At 39.1% G+C, this 22,665-nt stretch carries 16 protein-coding genes and 1 pseudogene; 9 read left to right on the top strand and 8 right to left on the bottom strand.

Annotated features, from left to right (window positions below; all coding sequences use genetic code 11):
* The 6 genes from OLM56_RS00690 to OLM56_RS00665 all read left to right on the top strand — a co-directional run bounded on the left by OLM56_RS00690 (position 1) and on the right by OLM56_RS00665 (position 7,033).
* Positions 1-1,152 (top strand): formimidoylglutamase, encoded by a 1,152-nt coding sequence (locus OLM56_RS00690; protein ID WP_264527977.1) that lies wholly within the window; start codon positions 1-3, stop codon positions 1,150-1,152.
* 146 nt (positions 1,153-1,298) lie between these two features.
* The gene (gldK, locus tag OLM56_RS00685; protein WP_121375153.1) at positions 1,299-2,669 is read left to right on the top strand and encodes a gliding motility lipoprotein GldK; all 1,371 of its coding nucleotides are present in this window, start codon (positions 1,299-1,301) and stop codon (positions 2,667-2,669) included.
* A 67-nt stretch (positions 2,670-2,736) separates the two neighbouring features.
* Positions 2,737-3,384, top strand: a complete 648-nt coding sequence (gldL, locus tag OLM56_RS00680; RefSeq protein WP_121375152.1) for a gliding motility protein GldL — start codon at positions 2,737-2,739, stop codon at positions 3,382-3,384.
* A gap of 54 nt (positions 3,385-3,438) precedes the next feature.
* The gene (gene gldM, locus OLM56_RS00675) at positions 3,439-4,980 is read left to right on the top strand and encodes a gliding motility protein GldM (RefSeq protein WP_264527976.1); all 1,542 of its coding nucleotides are present in this window, start codon (positions 3,439-3,441) and stop codon (positions 4,978-4,980) included.
* A 49-nt stretch (positions 4,981-5,029) separates the two neighbouring features.
* Positions 5,030-5,917: a gliding motility protein GldN gene (gene gldN, locus OLM56_RS00670; RefSeq protein ID WP_264527975.1), complete on the top strand. Its 888-nt coding sequence runs from the start codon at positions 5,030-5,032 to the stop codon at positions 5,915-5,917.
* 66 nt (positions 5,918-5,983) lie between these two features.
* Entirely contained in the window at positions 5,984-7,033 is a 1,050-nt protein-coding gene (locus OLM56_RS00665) for an NAD(P)/FAD-dependent oxidoreductase (RefSeq protein ID WP_264527974.1), read from the top strand.
* 1 nt (position 7,034) lies between these two features.
* On the opposite strand, the pseudogene OLM56_RS00660 reads toward OLM56_RS00665, so the two are convergent.
* Positions 7,035-7,417, bottom strand: a pseudogene (locus tag OLM56_RS00660) (DUF983 domain-containing protein).
* 70 nt (positions 7,418-7,487) lie between these two features.
* On the opposite strand from OLM56_RS00660, the gene OLM56_RS00655 reads away from it, so the two are divergent.
* Positions 7,488-9,392, top strand: coding sequence for an ABC-F family ATP-binding cassette domain-containing protein (locus OLM56_RS00655; RefSeq protein WP_264527973.1), 1,905 nt, complete (start codon positions 7,488-7,490; stop codon positions 9,390-9,392).
* 31 nt (positions 9,393-9,423) lie between these two features.
* On the opposite strand, the gene OLM56_RS00650 is transcribed toward OLM56_RS00655, so the two are convergent.
* The gene (locus OLM56_RS00650; RefSeq protein WP_121375146.1) at positions 9,424-10,410 is read right to left on the bottom strand and encodes an App1 family protein; all 987 of its coding nucleotides are present in this window, start codon (positions 10,408-10,410) and stop codon (positions 9,424-9,426) included.
* Between the two features lie 62 nt (positions 10,411-10,472).
* On the opposite strand from OLM56_RS00650, the gene OLM56_RS00645 reads away from it, so the two are divergent.
* The gene (locus OLM56_RS00645; RefSeq protein ID WP_264527972.1) at positions 10,473-11,348 is read left to right on the top strand and encodes a diacylglycerol/lipid kinase family protein; all 876 of its coding nucleotides are present in this window, start codon (positions 10,473-10,475) and stop codon (positions 11,346-11,348) included.
* A 5-nt stretch (positions 11,349-11,353) separates the two neighbouring features.
* On the opposite strand, the gene OLM56_RS00640 is transcribed toward OLM56_RS00645, so the two are convergent.
* From OLM56_RS00640 to OLM56_RS00620, 5 genes are all read right to left on the bottom strand, one after another.
* Positions 11,354-12,502, bottom strand: coding sequence for an 8-amino-7-oxononanoate synthase (locus OLM56_RS00640; RefSeq protein ID WP_264527971.1), 1,149 nt, complete (start codon positions 12,500-12,502; stop codon positions 11,354-11,356).
* 59 nt (positions 12,503-12,561) lie between these two features.
* Positions 12,562-13,044 (bottom strand): DUF1761 domain-containing protein, encoded by a 483-nt coding sequence (locus OLM56_RS00635; RefSeq protein WP_264527970.1) that lies wholly within the window; start codon positions 13,042-13,044, stop codon positions 12,562-12,564.
* Positions 13,045-13,122: 78 nt separating this feature from the next.
* A complete protein-coding gene (locus OLM56_RS00630; RefSeq protein ID WP_264527969.1) occupies positions 13,123-14,439 on the bottom strand; it encodes a TolC family protein in 1,317 nt (438 codons plus the stop codon).
* A 4-nt stretch (positions 14,440-14,443) separates the two neighbouring features.
* Complete coding sequence (locus tag OLM56_RS00625) at positions 14,444-17,533, bottom strand: efflux RND transporter permease subunit (RefSeq protein ID WP_121375142.1); 3,090 nt, start codon at positions 17,531-17,533, stop codon at positions 14,444-14,446.
* A 7-nt stretch (positions 17,534-17,540) separates the two neighbouring features.
* A complete protein-coding gene (locus OLM56_RS00620; RefSeq protein ID WP_264527968.1) occupies positions 17,541-18,602 on the bottom strand; it encodes an efflux RND transporter periplasmic adaptor subunit in 1,062 nt (353 codons plus the stop codon).
* Between the two features lie 414 nt (positions 18,603-19,016).
* On the opposite strand from OLM56_RS00620, the gene OLM56_RS00615 reads away from it, so the two are divergent.
* Positions 19,017-21,392, top strand: a complete 2,376-nt coding sequence (locus tag OLM56_RS00615) for a GAF domain-containing protein (protein WP_264527967.1) — start codon at positions 19,017-19,019, stop codon at positions 21,390-21,392.
* On the opposite strand, the gene OLM56_RS00610 is transcribed toward OLM56_RS00615, so the two are convergent.
* The gene (locus OLM56_RS00610; protein ID WP_264527966.1) at positions 21,389-22,573 is read right to left on the bottom strand and encodes a Pycsar system effector family protein; all 1,185 of its coding nucleotides are present in this window, start codon (positions 22,571-22,573) and stop codon (positions 21,389-21,391) included. The genes OLM56_RS00615 and OLM56_RS00610 overlap by 4 nt on opposite strands.
* Between the last annotated feature and the right edge of the window lie 92 nt (positions 22,574-22,665).

Below are 22,665 nucleotides of genomic sequence, written 5' to 3'. Positions count from 1 at the left end.
ATGGAATTTGATTTTCTATCGCCCTTAGATGATGAAATCCTTGAATTTATAAACGGATTGTCTTCCCAAAATCTAGGGAGCAAGGTCGTGTTGCATACGAGTGAAGATTTTCCAGATTTGAGCAAAATCAGGCTAGCGATCATAGGTGTAAAAGAAAATCGTGGTGCCCATATTGAAATTGAAAATACCAAACTATCCTATATTCGTAAAGAATTGTACGGGCTATTCCCTGGAAACTGGGAAGCATCCATTGCAGATTTAGGAAATATCTTGGCAGGTAACGAAGTAGAAGATACCTATTTCGCTCTTAAAAAAGTTGTTGCTTCATTGCTTAAAAATAAGATCATCCCGATAGTAATCGGAGGTTCCCAAGATCTGACGTATTCTTTGTATAGAGCGTATGATGAATTGGAGCAGATGGTGAATGTCGTTTCAATTGACAGCAAGTTTGATTTTGGAGCGGCCGACAAGCCTCTTTCTGCAAATTCTTATCTTACGAAGATGATTGTTGAAGAGCCAAATAATCTTTTTAATTATAGCAATCTGGGCTTCCAGACTTATTATAACTCTCAAGAAGAAATTGATTTGGTCGAAAAATTATTTTTCGATGCCTACCGTTTAGGCGAAGTTTCCAATACTATTTCGATTGCAGAACCCGTTTTTAGAGATGCAGATATTGTGAGCGTAGATTTAACATCCGTAAAATCTTCTGATTCCGGTAATTTTATTACTTTTACACCCAACGGTTTTAATGGTAAAGAGATATGTTCTTTATCAAGATATGCAGGAATAAGCGATAAAGTTTCAATATTTGGCATTTTTAATCATAATAATTCGAAGCAAGAAGCAGTCCTGATAGCACAAATCATATGGTATTTTATTGAAGGTTTCCATTATCGTTCGAATGAATATCCGTTCGGAAGTCGAGATAATTATTTAAAATACATTGTTCCTTTAGAAGATGAAGAATTGGTTTTCTTTAAAAGCCACAAAACAGAGCGTTGGTGGATAGAAATACCTTTTATTTCAAATGTTAATAATAAATTAAAAAGAAATACGTTATTACCTTGCACTTATGAGGATTATCTAGGTGCTTGTGCCAACGAAATCCCGGAAAGATGGTGGAAGGCACAAAGGAAAAACATAATATAACAGGCGAGCCTATATTTTTTTTAACACATCCTTAGACTAATGTTATACTTTATTTAAGGATTTTTAATAAAAAAATTGTTTTTTAGAAAAATAATAAATAGGTTTACGCCCTTAAAAAATAAGAATATATCATAACCCAAATTTATATGAAGAAGTTCATTGCATTAGCAGCATTAGCATCAGTATTGTCTAGCTGTGGTTCGAGCGATAAAGGGGAGTTAGTAGGTGTTAAAGGCAGAAAATGGCATCCAGAGAAACCGTATGGTATGACTCTGGTTCCAGGTGGTGCTTTTATCATGGGTAAATCAGATGATGATTTAGCCAACGTACAGGACGCTCCGACAAAAACTGTTACCGTTCGATCCTTTTATATGGATGAAACAGAAATTACGAACAGCGAATACAAGCAATTTGTGAATTGGGTAAAAGACTCAACAATCAGAATGCGTTTGGCTATCTTGGCAGAAGAGATGGGGCAGGCTAAAGGAAGCGGTGGTATCGGCGAATTCGCATTTGATGATACGGATCCAGCAACTATGTCTCCTTATGATAAATATATGTATGAGAACTACTATAGTTTAGGTACAGATGATGATCAATTTGCAGGAAGAAAGCTGAACAAAAAAGTAAAATTGATTACGGATCCTCAAAAATATCCAGATGAATATTATGTTGAGGTAATGGATTCAATGTACTTGCCAGCTGCTGAATCATACAATGGTTTAAGGACTATTGATGTTTCAAAATTAAAATTCCGTTATTCTGAAGCAAACCTAAACGAGGCTGTTAAGAAAAAAGGAAGAAAAGATTTCTACAAAAAAACAGAACCAATCGAAATTTATCCTGATACTACGGTATGGATTAAAGATTTTGCTTACTCATACAATGAGCCAATGCATAATGATTATTTCTGGCACCAAGCTTATGACGACTATCCTGTAGTTGGGGTTAGCTGGAAACAAGCGAAAGCTTTCTGTGCTTGGAGAACATTATACAAAAATGCATTTATCAAAGCAAAGAAAAAAGGAAGAAACCAAATTAACTCTTTCCGTCTTCCTACAGAAGCAGAGTGGGAATATGCTGCTAGAGGTGGTCTAGAGTCAGGAACTTTCCCATGGGGTGGTCCTTATGCTAAAAATGACAGAGGTTGTTTCTTGGCAAACTTCAAACCAAACAGAGGAGATTATGCAGCAGATGGTGCTTTATATACTGTAGAAGCAAAATCTTACGATCCTAACGATTATAACTTGTATAATATGTCAGGTAACGTAGCAGAGTGGACTAACTCTTCTTATGATGCATCATCATATGAGTATGTATCTACAATGAACCCTAACGTGCCGGACGCTAAAAATGAGCGTAAAGTAACTCGTGGAGGTTCTTGGAAAGATGTTGCTTATTTCTTGCAAGTAAGTACAAGAGATTTCGAATATGCTGATTCAGCAAGAAGCTTTATCGGTTTCAGAACCGTACAAGATTACATGGGTGTTCAAAATACAGGAAACACACCAAAATAAGAATTTAACCAACTTTATATTATTTATATTTACTATTTACTTAACTAACTAAAAACTATTTATTATTATGGCAATTTTAAGCAAAAAAGCAATGAATTTCGCTTACGGTATGGGAGCGGCAGTTGTAATCGTAGGGGCATTATTTAAGATTATTCACTTTGAAATCGGACCATTAACAGGAAACGTGATGTTGACTATTGGTCTTGTGACAGAAGCGATCATCTTTGCTTTATCTGCATTCGAACCTGTTGATAACGAAATTGATTGGACTCTGGTATATCCTGAATTAGCAGGAGGTGAGGCTAAAAAGAAAGACGCTAAAAAAGAAAACCCAGCTGAAGCTCAAGGTTTATTGTCTCAAAAATTAGATAACTTATTAAAAGAAGCTAAAATCGATGGCGAATTGATGGCTAGCTTAGGAAACAGCATCAAAAACTTCGAATCTGCTGCAAAAGGAATCTCTCCAGCTGCTGACGGAATTGCTGCTACTAAAAAATACAGCGAAGAATTATCTATGGCTGCTGCTCAAATGGAATCATTAAACAGCTTGTACAAAGTACAATTGGAAAGTGCTTCTAGAAATGCTGAAGCTAACAAAGAAATCGCTGACAATGCATCTAAATTAAAAGAACAAATGCAATCTATGACTGCAAACATTGCTTCATTAAACAATGTTTATGGTGGTATGCTTTCTGCAATGAGTAACAAAGGATAATTAGTTTAAGACTATATTTTCATTAAACAAAATAAACTAAACTAATTAGAAAAAATGGCAGGAGGAAAATTAACCCCTAGACAGAAGATGATTAACCTGATGTACTTGGTTTTCATCGCGATGTTGGCACTAAATATGTCCAAAGAAGTTTTATCTGCTTTTGGACTAATGAATGAAAAATTTGAAGTAGCAAACGAAGCTGCGAAATCTACTAATGAGCAGATGATGCAGGCATTAGATACCAAAGCTGCTGAAGCTAAAGGTGAATTTGCTGTTGCGGCAGAAACAGCTCATAAAGTTCAGGCGGCTACAAAAAAGTTTTATGATTTCATTGGAACTTTAAAAGCAGAAACTGTAAAAGGTATCGAGCCAGAAAATGGTAAATTACCATACGAATCAATGGATAAAGGTGATAACCTTGATAACAGCTGGTTCATTGGTGACGGATATACGAAGAGAGGTAACGAAGTTATGAGTGCTATCGAAGCGTACAAAGCCGAAATGAAAAATGCTCTTGGTAACGAGAAAAAATATTCAGCTATCCTAAACCAAGTTAACAAATCTTTCGACGTTTCTGATGTTACTACTAAAGATGGTCTAAAAGATAAATTCTTAAACTATCACTTCAAAGGATTTCCAGCAATTGCTTCTTTAGCTAAATTGTCTGCTTGGCAAAGTGATGTTAAAAAAGCGGAATCTGATGTAATCAGTGCTGCTTTAGGAAAAGCTGCGGTACAAGCTGCTTCATACAGCAACTATCAAGCAATCGTTGTTTTAGAGAAAAATGCGTATTTCCAAGGTGAGAACGTAAAAGGTAAAGTAGTATTGGGTCGTTATGACGAAAATACGAAACCAACTTCTTTCCAAGGTCCTGGTAAATTAGAAAACGGTCAAGCTGTTATTTCGTTAACTGCTGGTGGTGTTGGTGAGCAATCTATCAACGGTCAGTTTACTTTCTTGGAAGATGGAAAAACTATTCCTTTGAAATTTGAAGGAAAATACGTTGTAGTTCCAAGACCAAACGAAGCTACTATTTCTGCGGATAAAATGAATGTTGTTTACCGTGGTGTTGTTAACCCAATGACAATTTCATTTGCTGGTGTATCTGATAACAATGTAACAGCTTCTGCGCCAGGTTTGACAAAAGCTGGGAAATCTGGAAGTTATAACATGAGCCCAGGTGCAGGTCGTGAAGTAGTTATCAATGTAACTGGAAAATTACCTGACGGTAAAGCTGTAAACTCTAAAAAAGTATTCAGAATCAAAAATATTCCTGGACCAACAGGAGCTTTGAGAGGAAGAGAAACTGGAACTGTTAAAGGTCCTAAATCTAACCTAGATGTTCAAACAGTTAATGCTATTCTTGAAGACTTTGATTTCGATGTGAAATTAAATGTTGTTGGATTCAACATTAAAGTTCCTGGACAGCCAACAATCGTAGTTTCTGGTAACAAAATGGATGGAAGAGCGAAAGCTGCTATCCAAAAAGCAACTAGAGGTGATGTAGTCATTATTTCTGAAATTAAGACTAAGTTAGAAGGTAGCTCAATCATGCTTCCTAGAACTGCTCCTGTTGCTTACGAGATAACACAATAATTATTCAAAGTTTGAGTTTTTACTTAAACGAACTAATAAATTACAAAAAATGAATTGGAGAAATTTTTCATTGATAGTAACATTAAGCTTAGTTTCTAGTGTTTCTTTTGCACAGTCTAATCTTTTAAATGCTAAGACTCCTGAAGAAATCGGGAAAAAAACTGAGGCACAGCTTAAATCTGATAACGACAAGCCACTTCCATATGGTTATGTTCATGATCGTGATGTACTTATGGGAAAAATGGTATGGGAATTTATTGACCTTGATGAAAGAATCAATTTTCCAATGTATTTTCCTGTAGACGGAAATCTTGGTCCAGACAGAAAGTCTCTTTACGCTGTTCTTGTTGATAACATGAAAGAAGGCAAAATAACTGAAGTATATGATGACAGTTATTTTACTACTAAAAAATCACTTAAAGACATTGAAACATCGCTATCAAAAATTGATACGGTTGATGCAGGTAGAGAACAATACAATGCAGGTGAGAAAATCTCTGAAGAGTATATCGTAAAGACTGATATCACACCAGCGAATGTTATGGGATACAAGATTAAAGGATATTGGTACTTTGACAAACGTCAAGGTGAGTTGAAATATCGTTTGCAAGGAATTTGCCCTGTTGTTCCTGATGTTTACACAATGGGAACTGAAGAAGAAGATCCAATCGAGTTGTTTTGGGTATATTTCCCTTCTGTTCGTGACGTTCTTCATGAAGCAAAAGCTTTCAACGATAAGAACTCTGCGCTTCCAATCACGTTTGACCACCTTTTAAATTCGCGTCGCTTTAATGGTGTGATTTATCAAGAAGAAAACGTTATGGGCGATAGAAAAATCGATGAATACATGAAAGACAACGCTCAGATGCAATTATTAGAATCTGAAAGAGTTAAAGATAAGATCCGCAACTTCGAACAAGATATGTGGAATTATTAATAAAAATTTCTCCAATACAAATAAAACTCTTGCTTTAATCGGCAAGAGTTTTTTTATTTTTGCACTATGGTAGATTACTTGATTGTTGGTTGCGGATTGGCAGGTATTGCATTTGCAGAAACGGCATTGCTGGAGAACAAATCCATTCGGGTCTTTGATAATAATTCTCAGCAATCTTCAAAAGTTGCTGGCGGATTGTATAATCCAGTAATTCTCAAAAGATTTAGCGAAGTCTGGAAAGCGCAAGAACAACTGGATTTGCTACATTCCTTCTATGGGAATTTAGAAACGAAATTAAGCTCAAAATTTAATTTTGAAATTCCTATTTATAGAAAATTGTTTTCTGTAGAAGAACAGAACAACTGGTTTCTGGCTACAGATAAAATTGGTCTAGCACCTTTTCTTTCATCTAAGCTCGTCTCTAAAAAGTATAACGGAATTGATTCTCCTTTTAATTTTGGTGAAGTCCTGCAGACTGGTTATGTGGATACGGAATCTTTGCTAATAAGCTATCATGAGTATCTTAAAGAAAAAGAGTGGCTTGCAAATGATACTTTTGATTATGCAGCTCTTGAGTTAAAAGAAGAATATGTCCAATATAAAGATATCCAAGCTAAGAATATAATTTTTGCAGAAGGCTACGGGATGATTTCAAACCCATATTTCGGACATCTTCCTTTAGATGGGACAAAGGGCGAGTTGCTAATAATTAAGGTTCCTGACTTAAATTTAGATGCTGTTATCAAGACATCTGTTTTTGTATTACCCCTTGGAGATAATTTATACAAAGTTGGAGCAACTTATGATTGGAAAGATAAAACCAATCAGCCGACTGAAGAAGGTAAACAAGAGCTTCTTGAAAATATAAAAGAAATACTTCATTGTGATTTTGAAATCGTTCAGCATTTGGCCGGTGTTCGACCAACAGTAAAAGACAGAAGGCCAATGGTTGGAACTCATCCCAACCATAAAAATGTTCATTTGCTAAACGGACTTGGAACTCGCGGTGTTATGCTTGGACCGGCTATGGCCAAAGAATTGTTCGAAAACATAGAATTTGGAAAACCTCTAGACAGCTCAGTCGATATCAAAAGGTTCAGAAAGATACAATGGTAGTTTATTTTTTGTTCCAGTCTTTATCGTAGTCTACAAACATATTGATCCAGATATTCCTTGACAATCTCATGATAACCGGCATAAAGGCAACTAGCGTAGTAATAATTGCTATAAAAGCAATCTTGAGATTAGTGCCTAGAAAAATATACGAGATGATAAAAGCTGCAACGCCAAACGCAATTCCGACACCATAACTAACATACATTGCGCCATAAAAAAAGAAGGCTCAATCTTGTATTTTTGCTCGCAATGACTGCATCTTTCATGCATTTGAAAAATTCGGGACAGATTATAAGGATTTTTGTCTACATACATACTCTCGTTCTGACATTTAGGACAAGTTCCTGTTAAAATGCTATATAATTTGGATCCTTTTTTTAACATTTGCAAAAAATTTAGTTTGCCAAGTTCGGCAGTGCAAATTTACACATACAATTTACAAAAAATACAATAAATGCTTAATATACATAATTTATCAGTTTCTTTCGGAGGAACCTATCTTTTTGAAGAAATTACTTTCAGGTTAGGAGCTGGTGATCGAGTGGGACTTGTCGGCAAAAATGGAGCGGGAAAATCAACAATGCTGAAGATTCTTGCCAGAGATATCGCTCCCGACACAGGAAGTATAGCTACCGAAAAAGAAGTCAAAATCGGCTTCTTGCGTCAGGATATCGATTTTGAACAAGGAAGAACTGTTTTGGAAGAAGCTTATGAAGCATTTACAGATATTAAAATCGTTGAGAAAAAGCTTGAGGAAATAAACCACCAACTGGTTACAAGAACCGATTACGAAAGCGAAGAATACAGCCAGATTATTGAAGATTTGGCAGATTATACACATCGTTTTGATTTGCTTGGAGGATATAATTATGTCGGTGACACAGAGAAAATCCTTTTAGGACTTGGTTTCAAAAGAGAAGATTTCAACAATCAGACCGAAACTTTTTCAGGAGGCTGGAGAATGCGTATCGAATTAGCAAAACTGTTGCTCCAATCCAATGATATTCTGCTACTGGATGAGCCAACCAATCACTTGGATATCGAATCGATTATCTGGCTCGAAAATTTCCTGCGTAATTACCCTGGCGTTGTAGTAATCGTATCGCACGATAAGATGTTCTTGGATAATGTAACCAACCGAACTATTGAAATTTCTCTTGGAAAAGCCTATGATTTCAATAAGCCGTATTCCCAATATTTAGAATTACGCCATGAAATTCGCGAGAAGCAATTGGCAACGCAGAAAAACCAAGCCAAAAAAATTGAAGAAACTGAAAAGCTGATTGAAAAATTTAGAGCGAAAGCATCTAAAGCTTCAATGGCACAGTCGCTGATTAAAAAACTAGATAAAGTAGAAAGAATTGAAGTTGACGAAGATGACAATTCTGTCATGAATATTTCGTTTCCAGTTTCTATAACGCCTGGTAAAGTCGTAATCGAAGCCGAAAATGTTACTAAAAAATATGGTGAAAAGACCATACTGAAAGACATTTCACTTTTAGTAGAAAGAGGAAGCAAGATTGCTTTTGTTGGACAAAACGGACAAGGAAAATCTACCTTTATCAAAGCAATCGTAAAAGATATTGACTATAGCGGAACTATAAAATTAGGACATAACGTACAGTTAGGTTATTTCGCCCAAAATCAAGCGGAGTATTTGGATGGCGAAATTACGCTATTGCAAACCATGCAAGACGCTGCCAATGACACCAACCGCTCAAAAGTACGCGATATGCTGGGTTCTTTCCTTTTTAGAGGAGATGATGTAGAGAAAAAGGTAAAAGTCCTTTCAGGAGGCGAAAGAAACCGTCTGGCGCTTTGTAAATTATTATTACAACCGATTAACGTATTGGTAATGGATGAGCCGACCAACCACTTAGATATTAAATCTAAAAATGTCTTGAAAGCAGCATTGCAACAATACGAAGGAACACTGCTTCTAGTTTCTCACGACAGGGATTTTCTTCAAGGTATGTCCAATATTGTTTATGAATTCAAAGACCAGAAAATAAAAGAATATCTTGGCGACATTAATTTCTTCTTGGAACAGCGTAATCTAGAAAACATGCGTGAAGTTGAAAAGAAAGATGCGGTCAAAAAAGAAGTGCCAAAAGACAAATCACTTTCTTACGAAGAACAGAAAAAAGGCAAGGCACTTCAAAACAAATTGAGCAAAGTCGAAAGCCAGATCAAGCAGCTTGAAATTGATATCCAAAAAGATGACAAGTTATTGGCTTCTAATTACGACAAGCATATCGAAGACGCTTCTTTTTTTATGGCCTATAACAAAAAGAAAAAAGACCTCGACAATCTTTTAGAAGAATGGGAAGCTATTCAGATGGAAATAGAAAATGCATAAAAAAGAAGCCAGATCAATCGTCTGGCTTTTTTTATAAAGTATACAGTGAATTTGCCGTTATCCCAATTCGTTCTGAATGTTCGATAGCTTCACTGCTATTTTTAAAATAACAAGTATCAACGCCCATCGTTTCCATATTAGCTAAAGCATCTATTGCTTTTTGTTTTTTATGCTTTCCAGTCTGACGGATATAAACTGCCTTTACCGTAACCGGAAATATTTTACAAATGTCCTCATATAAAAAAGGATCATGCTGTGAATCGTCGCCAAGAAGCACATATTTCAGATGCGGATAAAACTCCAAAATATGCTTTATCTTCTCAAACTTATGATTGTGGTCGCCTCGTCCGGTAAGAAAAAAATCAGTAAGGCTCGTCTTGATATCCTTTAAGAGAAGCACGGCTTTTGGCAGTTCATGCAGTTCAGTAAACTGTGTGATAAACCGATAGAGATTCCATTCGCTGCTAGAAACATAAAAAAAAGCATTCTTTTCCGTATCACTATTCCTGCCTGCCGAACTCAGGGCTTGGTAATGAGGCACGACATCTTCAAAAATCTTGCGGTCGTTTACGTTTCGGAAAAGCAAGATGTAGAGCTTTTTGAAAGGATTTCGAGTATGCGATACCAAAAAAGTATCATCAATATCCGATATAAAGCCCCAGTTTCCGTCATGCGGGCGTATGTAGCTGCCTTTGCTCGTGATTTCTCTGTCGTTGTGATAAATGCTGACTTTATATTCGTTCCAGCCATAAGCCAAATCGTTTGTCAGCGGAATGCAGAATTTAAAATAACCGTCGTCTAGACTTTTAGTGTGGATTTTCATGCCGTTATGCTCCAAATAGACAGAAGCATTTTTCTGCGTCTTAATCCGAAACATACGAATAACAGATTTCGCATTCTTGAAATTTTTCTTTTGAAAATCGTAATCTTCCTTTGTAGTAGGCTTAAAAATATGCCCCATCACAATCAGTTCCTGATCATTTGCATAACCTCGGTATAACTTTAGGATTGGCTTCATAAAATGTCTTATATTTATATTACGATATAACAAATTACAAAATTTATAGCACAAAAGAAATTATGAGCACGCAAAAGAATTATATTCTGGTAGTTAATCCGATATCAGGCGACGTTGACAAGACTGAAATTATAGAAACAGCTAAAAATTTTGCAACAAAGGAAAACATAAATCTGGCAATTTTTGAAACAACTGGAAAAAATGATGAAGCCAAAATCCAAAAATTGCTTGAAGAAAATAAGGCCGAAAGAATAATAGTTGCCGGTGGCGACGGTACGATAAAAATGGTCGCCGAAGCTGTCGAAAACCATGATGTGATTTTAGGAATATTACCTGCCGGTTCTGCCAACGGGCTTTCGGTTGACTTAAACCTTCCAGACAATCTTGAAGAAAACCTAGAAATTGCCTTTCATAGCAATTATATGGAAATGGACATGATTGCTATCAATGGCAAAAAAAGCCTGCATTTGAGCGACATCGGTATCAATGCCGAACTGATCAAGAATTATGAAAACAGCAACATACGCGGCAAATTAGGCTACGCATTGCAAGCTATCAACACGCTCACAGGACTCAAAGATCCTTTTCATGCTGTAATAGAAACGAGTAAAGGAAGAATAGAAACAGAAGCGAGAATGGTAGTTGTGGCCAATTCCCAGAAATATGGTACCGGCGTAACGATCAATCCTCATGGGGTTATGAACGACGGAAAATTTGAAATCGTAATTCTTAAAAACTTAGACCTGATTGTTTTCAGCAAGATACTTTCTGGAAATATGCCTATTGAAAACGGCGATGTGGAAATTATCTCTACCGACCAAGCGACAATTACTACTGATTCGCCCGTAAGTTTTCAGATTGATGGCGAATATTGCGATGAAGTCAGCAAATTAGAAGTTAAGATTCTGCCCAACCAGATGAAAGTAGCGATTCCTTAAAAATCTTATTTAAAAGGATTCCGCTCTTTCCATACCGTTTCAGGTTCTAGATAGCCAAAAAGCCTTGAGATAAAAAGGTTCAGAAAATAATTATGGTGTTTGATAAAACCATACATCTTTTCAGGAATGGCTCCTACAGAGCTTTTGATCTCTAAGGCTGTTCGCGCAAAAATAATCTGCTTGAAGCCTTTGTTTATAGAATGACTGATCATGTCGTACAGCATGTTCAGGTACAGCATTTTTTCTTTTTGGCAGTTTTCGTCATAGCCTAAAAAATACGTATCGATTACATCGCCATTTTTGATGAGCGTGTTGAAGCCGATCATTTTGTTGTTTTCAAAGTAACCGTAAAACAAAAAATTGTCTTGCAGCTGCAGCTTGAAATTAGAAAAATGCTTCTCCGGAAGATAAAAAGTATTAAAAGGAGCATTTTTGGCTACACAATAATACAAATCATAAATCAGTTTTTCCTGTTCTTGAATTTCAGCCAAAGACAATTTCTTTTTGACAAGTCCTTCCGATTTTTTCCGTGCTCTTTTGTATTGGTCGCGGTATTTTTTGTTCAATGCGCTTACATAATCTTCAGCCTCGTTCCAATTCTTTGGGATAGTAAAGACCATATTTGGCTGAGTACTGAATTGGTAAAAATCCTGAAACTCTGAAATCTCAAAATGGCTGGCTTCGTCTTTCTCAAAATCCTTAAAAACCGTGATATGAGTTTTCATCCCTTTCAGGCTTAATTTTCTCTCGATTTCAATTGATGCTTTTCTTAACAATTTCAATCCTTCAGAATATTCCAAGCTGGGGTCAAATTCGAATGCATTTTGGCCTGTAAGCATGTTGTTTCCGATAATCAATACTTTCGAACTGAAATTCTTAAAGATAAATTTCCGGATAGACGTTTTTGCGCAATTGTCTCTTTCGCCGTACGAATTCACCTGACTCAGGTCTAGAAATTGCGAAAGCGCGATCCCGACCAGTTTTTCGGCATTAAAAAGACCGATAAAATGACAGGTCATGTTTTCGGGTGCTGCCGTCTCTAACAGTTTTAGATACGATTTTGAAAGAAATATGTTAGTCGAAGCAAAGCTATTCCAATTTTCGGGAAGCGCTGTTGTGGTCGTAAAAATGGTAAAGCGTAAGGTAGTTTTCAAAGGGTGAAAAATAATAAATCTCGCCCGTTAAGGCGAGATTTTTTTTGGTGATATAAAGATTAAATCCAAGCGCAAATAATACCGCCCATAATGGTCAGGTTGACAAGCCAGTAGCCTGCATTGATAAAAATAAACTTCCAGCTTTTTCTTTCAAACATTGAATTGATGGCAATCAGCGGAAATGTGAAAAGCAAGCCAGTCATAAAACCATGCAAAGCACCATGCTTGAACGTTCTAAAAGCCGTTCCGTACTCTGCCATATAAGCTTCATATACTGGACTAACCTTATCTGGATCTCCGCCAGTAGCGGCAAGAGCGCCCCATTGGTGAATAACCAGAAACTGGAGGATAAAAGCCATAAAAAAGGCAAATAAGACAGCTAGTCCGTAAATAACAGCCATATTGGCTCCTTTTAATTTCTCTTCTGTAAGTCCGGCTGCGTTCATCCAAGCGGTTCCAAAAACTTTAGGGTTATACCAGATAAAGCCAACAACCAAAGTTGACAGTGCTGCTACTACCAATGCTAAAAAATTTACTTCCATGATGATTTGTTTTAAGGGTTTCTCATCAAAGATAATTAAAATTTTAACATTAAATTAAGGATATGGCAATTTGGAAGCTTAATTTTGAGAAAGCGATAAATTTCCTGCCAATTCTTTCAGATTAATCTCAGAAACTTTTGCGGCATATTGAGCGTTGCTGTTTCGCACTTTCGCATTGACATAATTGAGCTGTGCCTCACGAAATTCTAACGGAGCGATAGTTCCTATCTTAAATTTGGCCAGCGTAATATCTAAATTTTCTTTTGCGATATCCTCGTTTTTAGCTTCCAGTTTTGTCAGCTGCAAATTGGTCAGATACGTTTGGTAAGCAGAAGACAGCTGTGATTCAAGCATCTTGAGCTGCTGTTCAATAACGATTTTTGAATTTTCGACTTGAATTTTAGCTACTCTCTCGTTGCGATTCTGAAGCCCTCCGTTAAAGATATTCATGGTCGCGTTGATGCCGTACGTAAATCCCTGCCCGGTAGACTGTGTCGTAAACCCAAGAGAAGCTTCCGTACGCGTAAAATTATACCCAGATGTGATATTGACAGTCGGATAACGGTTGGCTTTGACCTGCTTCAGCTGCAATTCGCTAATCCGTTTGTTGATAATCTGCGACTGCAGTTGCGGATTCTGCTTCTCCGCTAAGGTCATCAGCTCTGGCAATAAAAGCGTTTCGTCTATAGTAACTTCGTCGACTACCGAAAAGTCTGTTTTTACGTCCCTTGCCAAAATTTCATTCAAAAAGATTTTGGTATTAGCATATAATTCTTTCTGGCGGAGCAGGGCAGTGGTATCTGTATTTAAATCGACCTGTGCGTTTAAGACTTCCAGTTTCGAAGCTTTCCCGATCTTATAACGGTTATCGGCAGTACTGATTCTTAGGTTTGAAATTACAATAGCCGTATCAAGCGCTTTCAATTGCTGTTGCTGTTGTACAAGATCATAGTAGGTCGTGATGACGTCAGAAACCTTCGTAAAAATGGCAAGCTTTAGTTCGGCATCGCCTAATTTTTCTAATTCTTTCAGCTGGTCATAACGGGCAAACATACGTAGTCCGTCAAAAATTGTCCAATTTAGCGCAACACCATAGGTTAGGTTCATGTTACGGGCTCCGTTGAGCTCTCTTTCAGAACCATCAGACTGTGTCTGTTTGGTGTCCAATATGCTGTTATTGTCAGTAACCGTAGCGTTCAATTGCGGAAGCACGCCCGCGTTGGCAAGACTTACGTTCTGCTGGTCGATCTTCAGGTCGTTGCTGGCAATTTTTATTTCATAATTATTCTCTAAAGCAATCTTTACCGCGTCTTCGACAGTCAGCAGTTCTTGAGCCTCTGCCATAAGCGAAGCTGTGAAAAGGAATACAATCTGGAAAAATATCTTAAGTTTCATGCAATTATTCTTTTTCATATTCTTTTATGTTGTCAAATTCCGGCCTGTGTTTCTTTTGTCTAGACCACATAAAATAAATTGCCGGAATTACGAAAAGCGTAAGGATTAACGAAAATAAAGTTCCTCCAACAATCACGACTCCCATCCCGATACGGCTGGTAGAAGCAGCGCCCAGAGACAGTGCAATTGGCAAGGCGCCCAGTGCAATCGCTAAACTGGTCATCAAGATAGGACGAAGGCGCGATTCGGCAGCTTCCATAATAGCTTCCATTTTGTCTTTGCCCTGTTCTCGGAGCTGGTTGGCAAACTCTACGATCAAGATTCCGTTCTTCGTCACGAGTCCGATCAGCATGATGGTTCCGATCTGGCTGAAAATATTCCAAGTCTGGCCAAAAAGCCAAAGCGAAAATAAGGCTCCCGCTACTGCCATCGGAACGGTCAAGATAATGATAAATGGATCGATAAAACTTTCAAACTGCGCTGCAAGAATCAGGTAGATGAGTAATAAAGCCAATCCGAAAGCAAAAGCCGTATTAGAATTACTTTCTACGAAATCTCGCGATTCGCCGCCCAAATCCGTCGTAAACGTTTCGTCCAGCACTTTCTCTTTGATTCTTTCCATAGCATCGATACCGTCGCTGATACTTTTTCCTGGAGCAAGTCCGGCAGAAACCGTAGCCGACATATATCGGTTGTTGTGGTACAATTGCGGCGGACTGCTTTGTTCTTCGATAGTCACAAGATTATCCAACTGTATAAGCTCACCTGAAGTGTTTTTCACAAAAATAGAGGTCAGGTCGATAGGAGCCTCGCGGTCCTTTTTGTCAAACTGGCCCATCACTTGGTATTGTTTTCCGTTCATCATATAATAACCGAAACGCTGGCCGCTCAAAGACAACTGAAGTGTTTGGGCAATATCAATAACCGAAACGCCAAGACTTTGCGCCTTTTCCCTGTCGATGGTTACATAGATTTCTGGCTTGTTGAATTTCAAGTTTACGTCGGTAATGGCAAAAGTCGGGTCTTGCGCCGCTTCGTCCATAAACTCTGGAATCTTCTCTCGCAGTTTTTCAAAATTCTGTGCTTGGATGATGTATTGTATCGGCAAGCCTCCGCGTCGGTTTACGGCAATAGTAGGCTGTTCAGAAACAGAAACTTTGGCTTCCGAATACCTCTTTGTCCATTTAGTAAGGTCTTCCGCTATTTCTTTCTGCGAACGTTCTCTTTCTCCCGGCTCGACCAAAGCAATCCTGGCACGGCCGCTATTTACAGATGCAGAACCAAAGCCTGGCGAGGTAATTATCAAGCTTACTTTTTTCTCAGGAATTGAATCATTAATCAGGTCAGATAACTCAGTCATAAAGCGGTCCATATAATCATACGAAGCGCCTTCTGGAGCAGTTACGTTTACCCCAATAAAGCTCCTGTCGTCATAGGGCGCGGTTTCTTTCTGCAGCGTGCTGAAAAATAAGGCAATCAGCCCGATACAGATAACCAAGATAGGGAAACTCAGCCATTTTCGTTTCATGAATTTTGCCAATGCTCCAGCATATCCCGAATTCATTTTCAAAAAGTAAGGCTCGCTCCAATTATAGAATTTAGACTTTTTCTGCTCGCCTCCCTTCATCAGGTAAGCGTTCAGCATAGGCGTCAAGGTCAAGGAAACAAAAGCAGAAATTAATACCGCAGCGCCAATCACGACACCAAATTCCCGAAACAGCCTTCCCACAAAACCTTCTAAGAATATAACCGGAAGGAATACTGCGGCAAGCGTTATCGAAATCGAGATCACGGCAAAGAAAATTTCATTCGAGCCTTTAATCGCGGCTTCTATAGGCGTCATTCCTTCTTCGACTTTCTTGAAGATATTTTCGGTTACAACGATACCGTCATCCACAACCAATCCGGTTGCAAGAACGATAGCCAATAATGTCAGTACGTTTACAGAGAAGCCAAAAAGCCACATGATAAAAAAGGTCGCAATCAAGGAAACCGGAATATCGATCAGCGGACGGAAGGCAATCGCCCAATTCCTAAAGAACAAATAAATAATCAAGACTACTAGCACGATAGCAATCAATAAAGTTTCAGCAACTTCTACAACCGCTTTTTTAACAAAAACCGTATTGTCGATCGCCACGTTTAATTTGAAGTCTTTCGGCAAGTCTCTTTTTAACTGATCGTACTGTATATAAAAAGCCTCTGCAATGTCAAGATAATTTGTTCCTGGCTGCGGAATGATAGCCATCCCGACCATTTCCTGACCCGAATCGCTCATTTTAGTCTCTAAATTCTCCGCTTCCAGCGAGGCATTCCCGACATCGCTAAAACGGACTATTTTTTCTCCTTCGGCAAGAAGGATGATATTGTTGAATTCTTCTTCCGTAGAAAGGTTTCCGATGGTTTTTACTGTCAATTCCGTATTGGCACCTGTCAGTTTTCCTGAAGGCAGCTCCACGTTTTGGCTTTCCAAGGCATTTCTCACATCCGAAACGGTCACGCCATAAGAAGCCATCTTGACCGGATCAATCCACAAACGCATCGCGTATTTGCGCTGTCCCCAGATCTGCACGCTGCTGACGCCCGGAATGGTCTGCAATCTTTGTGCGATGACATTATCCGCATAATCAGAAAGTTCCAAGACATTCTTGTTGTCGCTCTGAACTGTCATCGTGATGATTGGCTCAGAATCCGCATCCGCCTTAGAAACTACAGGCGGCGCATCAATATCTTGCGGAAGGCTTCGTACAGCTTGCGAAACTTTGTCACGCACGTCGTTGGCAGCTTCCTCTAGGTTTTTATCTAAGTTGAATTCGATCGTGATGTTACTGCTTCCCTGGTTGCTCGAAGACGTAATGTTTCGGATACCATCAATAGAGTTGATGGCTTTTTCAAGAGGCTCGGTAATCTGCGATTCGATAATATCGGCGTTGGCTCCTGCATAGCTCGTTCTTACCGAAATCTGCGCAGGGTCGATGGATGGAAATTCTCGCACGCCCAGATAGGTATACCCGATTATTCCAAAAAGAATCAGCATCAGGTTCAAGACAATTGTCAGTACCGGTCTTTTTATGCTTGTAGTTGATAAGCTCATCTGGTGGCTATTTAAGGATTTGGACGCTCACTGGCATTCCGTCTTTCAAGGTCATTACGCCGGTAGTCAGTACCGTATCTCCAACTTTCAGTCCAGAGGTGATCAAGATATCTTTGTCCGTTCTGGCTCCCGTTTTCACGATTACCTCTTTCGCTTTTCCGCCTTGAGAAACAAACAATTTCTTTCCGTTTTGGATCGGAATCAATGCCTGCGTAGGAACCAGCAAAGCATCCTTGATGTTGTCTAAAGGAAGTGTTACGTTCGCAAAAGTTCCCGGATAAAGCTTGCCATCAGGATTCTCTGCAATAGCGCGCAGCCTGAGAGTTCTCGTAGCCACTTCAATTTCAGGTTCGATGGCGTAAATCTTGGCGGTAAACTTTTCAGTAGAACCAGCGGTCGTGAACGAAAGCGTTCCGTTGACCTTCATCTGCGACGCATATTTTTCTGGAATCGAAAACGTAATTTTCAGTCGGCTTGTGTTTACCAGTTTTGCAATCATGGTAGTGGGCGTGACATAGGTTCCTTCAGAAATTGAACGTAATCCTATTTTTGCGGCAAAAGGCGCACGTACTGTTGTCTTGGCTATCTGCGCGCTGATCAGCTGTGATTGTGCTTTGGCAGATTTAAAATCGGCGCTGGCAATGTCATATTCTTCTTGGCTGATGGCTTCTTTCTGCAATAAAAGCTTGGCCCTGCGCTCGTTTTCAGAAGCCAGTCCCTGTGCTGTTTTTGCTTGTGCCAGTTGTGCTCTTAACTCAATGTCGTTTACTTTAAAAAGCACTTGTCCTTTGGCGACCATAGTACCTTCGCTAAAATTGATGCTTTCAACAATTCCCGAAACCTCGCTTCTAACATCAATCTGCTCATTTGCTTCAATAGAGCCAGAGAGCGAAAGATTGTCTGCAAAGTTTTGAGGCTGTACGACGATGCCGCTTACTCGTGATGGTTTTTTATTCCCCTGTCCTTTTCCGTTTTCTGAATCTGATTTTTTATTGCTGGAGATTCGGTAGGCAATCATGGCCCCAATCCCAAGGATGAGCAGTGCATAAACTAGATGTTTTATTTTCATGAGGAACGAGGTAATTATAATTTTAAGTTAAGAAAAGCCGCATTTTGGCACCAAACAAAACTAAATTTTATTCTTCAAACCCAAGTTCTCCTTTGCTATAATTTAACATTTTTTAGCATATACACAAGCAATTAGCTTTTTTTGACCTGCCAACTCCTAAAATACGAACGTTAAATAATCATGCTTTTCATCGATTTTATTTGTTTCGAGCAGATTTGTTTCCTACATTAGCGAGAGTAATAAATTTAAAACCGAACCCACAAAAACAGCTTTCTGTTTTTCAAAATAAATAGTATTTAGTTTTTAGATTTTTATTTGAAAAAGCCGTCATTCCTTCGACGGCTTTTTTGTTTTCTTTTACAATTGCGAATCTATTTATTTCGTAAATTTGCATACAATTTGAATCCTCAAAATATGAATCCCCTTCACGAGAATCCCAGTCCGTTTAAAATCAAGATTTCTTTTCAGAAAGTCATTGAGGTTTTAGAGCAAATAGCTGATTCTGATGTTGATTATCGGGCGGCTTATGCCAAGGGACTCTTGAAGGAAATAGAGCCCTTTCCGGAACTGAGAGACGGTATCGAATCGTACCAGCAGATCGAAAAGCACTACAACAGAATCAAATACCTTTTGGCCGATTTGTTTCCTACGGCCCTAACGCATAACGAAATCAAAGCCGTAACTGTTCCGTTTGACAATTATATTTTTAATACGACAGAAAGGCTGAACAAGATTCTTACGGAAGCCGGCGACGATTTTGAGATCATTATTAGAGATTTCGACGAGCATCGGTTCTATGTCATGAACTGTTCCATCATACTAAACTATTATTACGGCTGCAAGATTGATTTCAGCAGTCCTATTTTTTATGATATTCCCAATGCAGAAGGTATCGTAAAACATTACAGGATTCTTTACAATGCCGACTTCCTTGAGGTGTTCCCGACAGAAAAATCGGTGGCGCTTACGCAAGAAGACATCAACCAGCTGATCGATAATTACGACGATCTCGACCTGTGGAAAGAAAAATTTCCGCCAGAAAGCTGGATACTCAAGGGCTTCGGAATCATGACACTTTATGACAATTCCGTCGAAAGTGCCATTTCTAATCTAAAAAGCAACCTACTGAGCAACAACGAAGATTCCGAATTCAAGAAAGAGACCATTGAAACCATATTCCGTTCCATCTACAAAATTGCAGACCTCAGGACGGGCTTTACCGCTTTCAGCAGTGACGGTACCCGATTGAAAAAAGCCGATTTTGAAGACGAGATGCACAGCTTCATCTTGACAAAAGATTACGAAGAAGAATGCCTGAATGCCTTAGGACAATGCCCACTAGATACCCTTGTAGGAGAGAAGAAATACTTTATTATTTCTGACGTAAAAGAATTTCTAGTCACAAATCCAGAAGAAAAAGAGCTGGCAGAACACCTGCTCGCGCAAAACGTACAAAGCTGTATTTTTGCACCTGTCGTTAAAGACGATAGGCTGTTGGGCATCGTAGAATTAGTTTCCTCCGAGCCAAAACAGCTAAACAGTATCAATGCCAACAAGCTCGATCTGGTCATGCCTTTCTTGGTAGACACGATCGACAGGTATTTCTCCGACATGCAGAATCAGATCGATGCCATCATCCAAAAAGAATACACTGCTATCCATCCGAGCGTCTATTGGAAGTTCAGGGAAGAAGCCTCACTGCATACTACAGATAAAAATACAAGAGACCTGCCATTCAAAGAAATCGTGTTTAAGGAAGTGTATCCGCTATACGGGCAGATCGATATCAAAGGTTCCTCCGTTGCCCGAAACGAGTCCATCGAAAAAGACCTGACGGCCCAGATCGAATTGCTGCTCCAGTTGCTCCGCTTTATAAGCGACAACCTGAAACTGCCGGTCATCTACCAGAACATCTACGAGCTCGAAGACCTAGAGAAACAGCTGAAAGAAACCCTTAAAGCCGATACCGAGTCGCTTATCCAAAGCTATGTTCTGAATGAGATCCATCCGATGCTGCACCATTTCGAGACTTCTAATGACAAGGTACGCGAGAAAATAGAAGCCTATTTTAAATCGCTCGACCCTAAGATTATGATGGTCTATGATGCAAGGAAAGATTTTGACCAGACACTTTCGCTGATCAATAAAAAAATGGCCTTTATCTTAGACAAGAAGCAAGAAGAAGCCCAATCGTTCTTTCCGCATTATTACGAACGCTTCAAGACAGACGGCGTAGAGCACAATCTCTATATCGGAGCTTCTATAGCCCCGCAATTGTCCTTCAGTCCTGTCTATCTGAGCAACCTGCGCTTGTGGCAGCTTCAGGCCCTGTGCGAGCTAGAAAACGAATATTACCACCTGCGTCCTTCCTTGCCGTATGACCTCGATGTGACTTCGCTGATCCTCGTGTTCAGCACGCCGATATCCATCCGATTCCGTATGGACGAAAAACGTTTTGATGTAGACGGTACCTACAATGCCCGTTATGAAGTCGTGAAAAAACGAATCGACAAGTCGAATATCAAAGGCACCAACGAAAGGATTACAGAAAAAGGCAAGATCACCATCGTCTATTCACAGCATCAAGAAGAAGCAGAATACAGAAGATACATCAGCCTGTTGCAGCACAAGAACAAGCTGGGCGCTATCGAGACTTTTGAAGTAGAAGACTTGCAGGGCGTTACCGGACTAAAAGCACTGCGTGTGGAAATCTTGTATACGCAGCCTGAAAAATCAGAGAAAAGCTATACCTACCAAGACCTGGTGAAAGAATTAGCCCTTAAGAACTAAACCGACTTGAATGCCCATACAAAGGCAATCACCGAAATAATGATGCCGAACATAAATACCGTGTAGGTAATGCGCAGCAATTTGTATTTTCGGTTCAAGACCAGCCCAAGAAAATAAAGATCCTTGATCATCGAATTATAAAGATACTCGCGGTCTTTCATCAGCACATTCATGGCCCACTGGTACTCGTCCAGCGGCATCTTGTGGAAATTCCCGAAAAACAAAAGGTTTACGTTTTTGTCCTCGATATCCTTTCGCGTAAAAAGTCCGCTGGTGACTTTTGGGCGCGTAGAAAGTATCGCAAAAATAATAGAGATCACACTAAACAGCAGCATTACGAACGTAGGCACTATCAAATGCGCATTCGTCGGGCTGTCCAGCTTAGGAATCAAGGTCGATAACGCAATCGAAATGATAATCGCGTTGACAGAAAGCAGTATGTTTGCCTTGCTATCGGCAATCTGGCTGAGCTTGGTATGGTTGTTAAGTGTCACCCGAAACATAGTATCGATGCCCCGTTCCGGACTTTCCAGCTTTTCCAGCTTTTTCTTATTCAAGATGTCTTTCGGCTTTTCCTTTTTTCCTTTCTCAAGCGAAGTGATCTTGTCCTGTATGTCAGAAAGGTTCAGGTCTTTCTGCGGCTGCCAGTTTTGCTTGGCAAAATCCGTATAAAAACGATGGTATTTCAAGAAAACAGTACGGTTTTCTTTTGCCCACTCCAAGTCAGTATATTGCTTGTCGCAGATGATTTTCCACTCCTGGCGCAGCAGTTCCGAAAAATTAGGATATTCCTTATGCCCAAAGTGAGAGCAGTCGGCATCGCGTATGATTGTCTCCAGATGGCCTACAGGAGTGCTTTTCAGTTCCGTCGCCATGATAAGCGACTTGATTTTGTCTATCTTTTCCTCAGGATATGCGTTTTCTTTCAAAAAGTCGGCCGCAATCAAAGCGCCCCGTTCCTCGTGCTTCTCGCCGCCCTCAATATATCCCGCGTCGTGAAACCAAGCCGCAATTTCCAGCATTTCAGCTTCTTCTGCAGACACATTTTCGCCTTTGATCAGTATCTGCACGCTGTTAACAACTCGTAAAGTATGATTAAAATTATGGTAAATATAATCAGAAGATAAGCTATCTTTGAATAATTGGAATATAAAATTTTCGGCTTTTTGAAGAATATTCATGTCAAATATCAATTGAATTAAATCCACTACCAAATTATGAAATTATTTTGGCTTAATGTAACTAGTAAACGAAATATAACGCTATTCAAGTA

Source organism: Flavobacterium sp. N2550 (assembly GCF_025947265.1).
Classification (GTDB): Bacteria; Bacteroidota; Bacteroidia; order Flavobacteriales; family Flavobacteriaceae; genus Flavobacterium; species Flavobacterium endophyticum.
The sequence above is the reverse complement of the archived record's forward strand: the minus strand, read 5'-3'. Positions and strand labels throughout refer to the sequence as shown.

Bases quoted from the DNA above. Each gene is read 5' to 3' on its own strand.
- OLM56_RS00630 (WP_264527969.1), bottom strand. From the start codon at position 14,439: ATGAAACTTAAGATATTTTTCCAGATTGTATTCCTTTTCACAGCTTCG.
- OLM56_RS00690 (WP_264527977.1), top strand. From the start codon at position 1: ATGGAATTTGATTTTCTATCGCCCTTAGATGATGAAATCCTTGAATTT.
- OLM56_RS00650 (WP_121375146.1), bottom strand. From the start codon at position 10,410: ATGAAGCCAATCCTAAAGTTATACCGAGGTTATGCAAATGATCAGGAA.
- gldM (WP_264527976.1), top strand. From the start codon at position 3,439: ATGGCAGGAGGAAAATTAACCCCTAGACAGAAGATGATTAACCTGATG.
- OLM56_RS00645 (WP_264527972.1), top strand. From the start codon at position 10,473: ATGAGCACGCAAAAGAATTATATTCTGGTAGTTAATCCGATATCAGGC.
- gldL (WP_121375152.1), top strand. From the start codon at position 2,737: ATGGCAATTTTAAGCAAAAAAGCAATGAATTTCGCTTACGGTATGGGA.
- OLM56_RS00635 (WP_264527970.1), bottom strand. From the start codon at position 13,044: ATGGAAGTAAATTTTTTAGCATTGGTAGTAGCAGCACTGTCAACTTTG.
- OLM56_RS00610 (WP_264527966.1), bottom strand. From the start codon at position 22,573: ATGAATATTCTTCAAAAAGCCGAAAATTTTATATTCCAATTATTCAAA.
- gldK (WP_121375153.1), top strand. From the start codon at position 1,299: ATGAAGAAGTTCATTGCATTAGCAGCATTAGCATCAGTATTGTCTAGC.
- OLM56_RS00620 (WP_264527968.1), bottom strand. From the start codon at position 18,602: ATGAAAATAAAACATCTAGTTTATGCACTGCTCATCCTTGGGATTGGG.
- OLM56_RS00615 (WP_264527967.1), top strand. From the start codon at position 19,017: ATGAATCCCCTTCACGAGAATCCCAGTCCGTTTAAAATCAAGATTTCT.
- OLM56_RS00655 (WP_264527973.1), top strand. From the start codon at position 7,488: ATGCTTAATATACATAATTTATCAGTTTCTTTCGGAGGAACCTATCTT.
- OLM56_RS00665 (WP_264527974.1), top strand. From the start codon at position 5,984: ATGGTAGATTACTTGATTGTTGGTTGCGGATTGGCAGGTATTGCATTT.
- gldN (WP_264527975.1), top strand. From the start codon at position 5,030: ATGAATTGGAGAAATTTTTCATTGATAGTAACATTAAGCTTAGTTTCT.
- OLM56_RS00625 (WP_121375142.1), bottom strand. From the start codon at position 17,533: ATGAGCTTATCAACTACAAGCATAAAAAGACCGGTACTGACAATTGTC.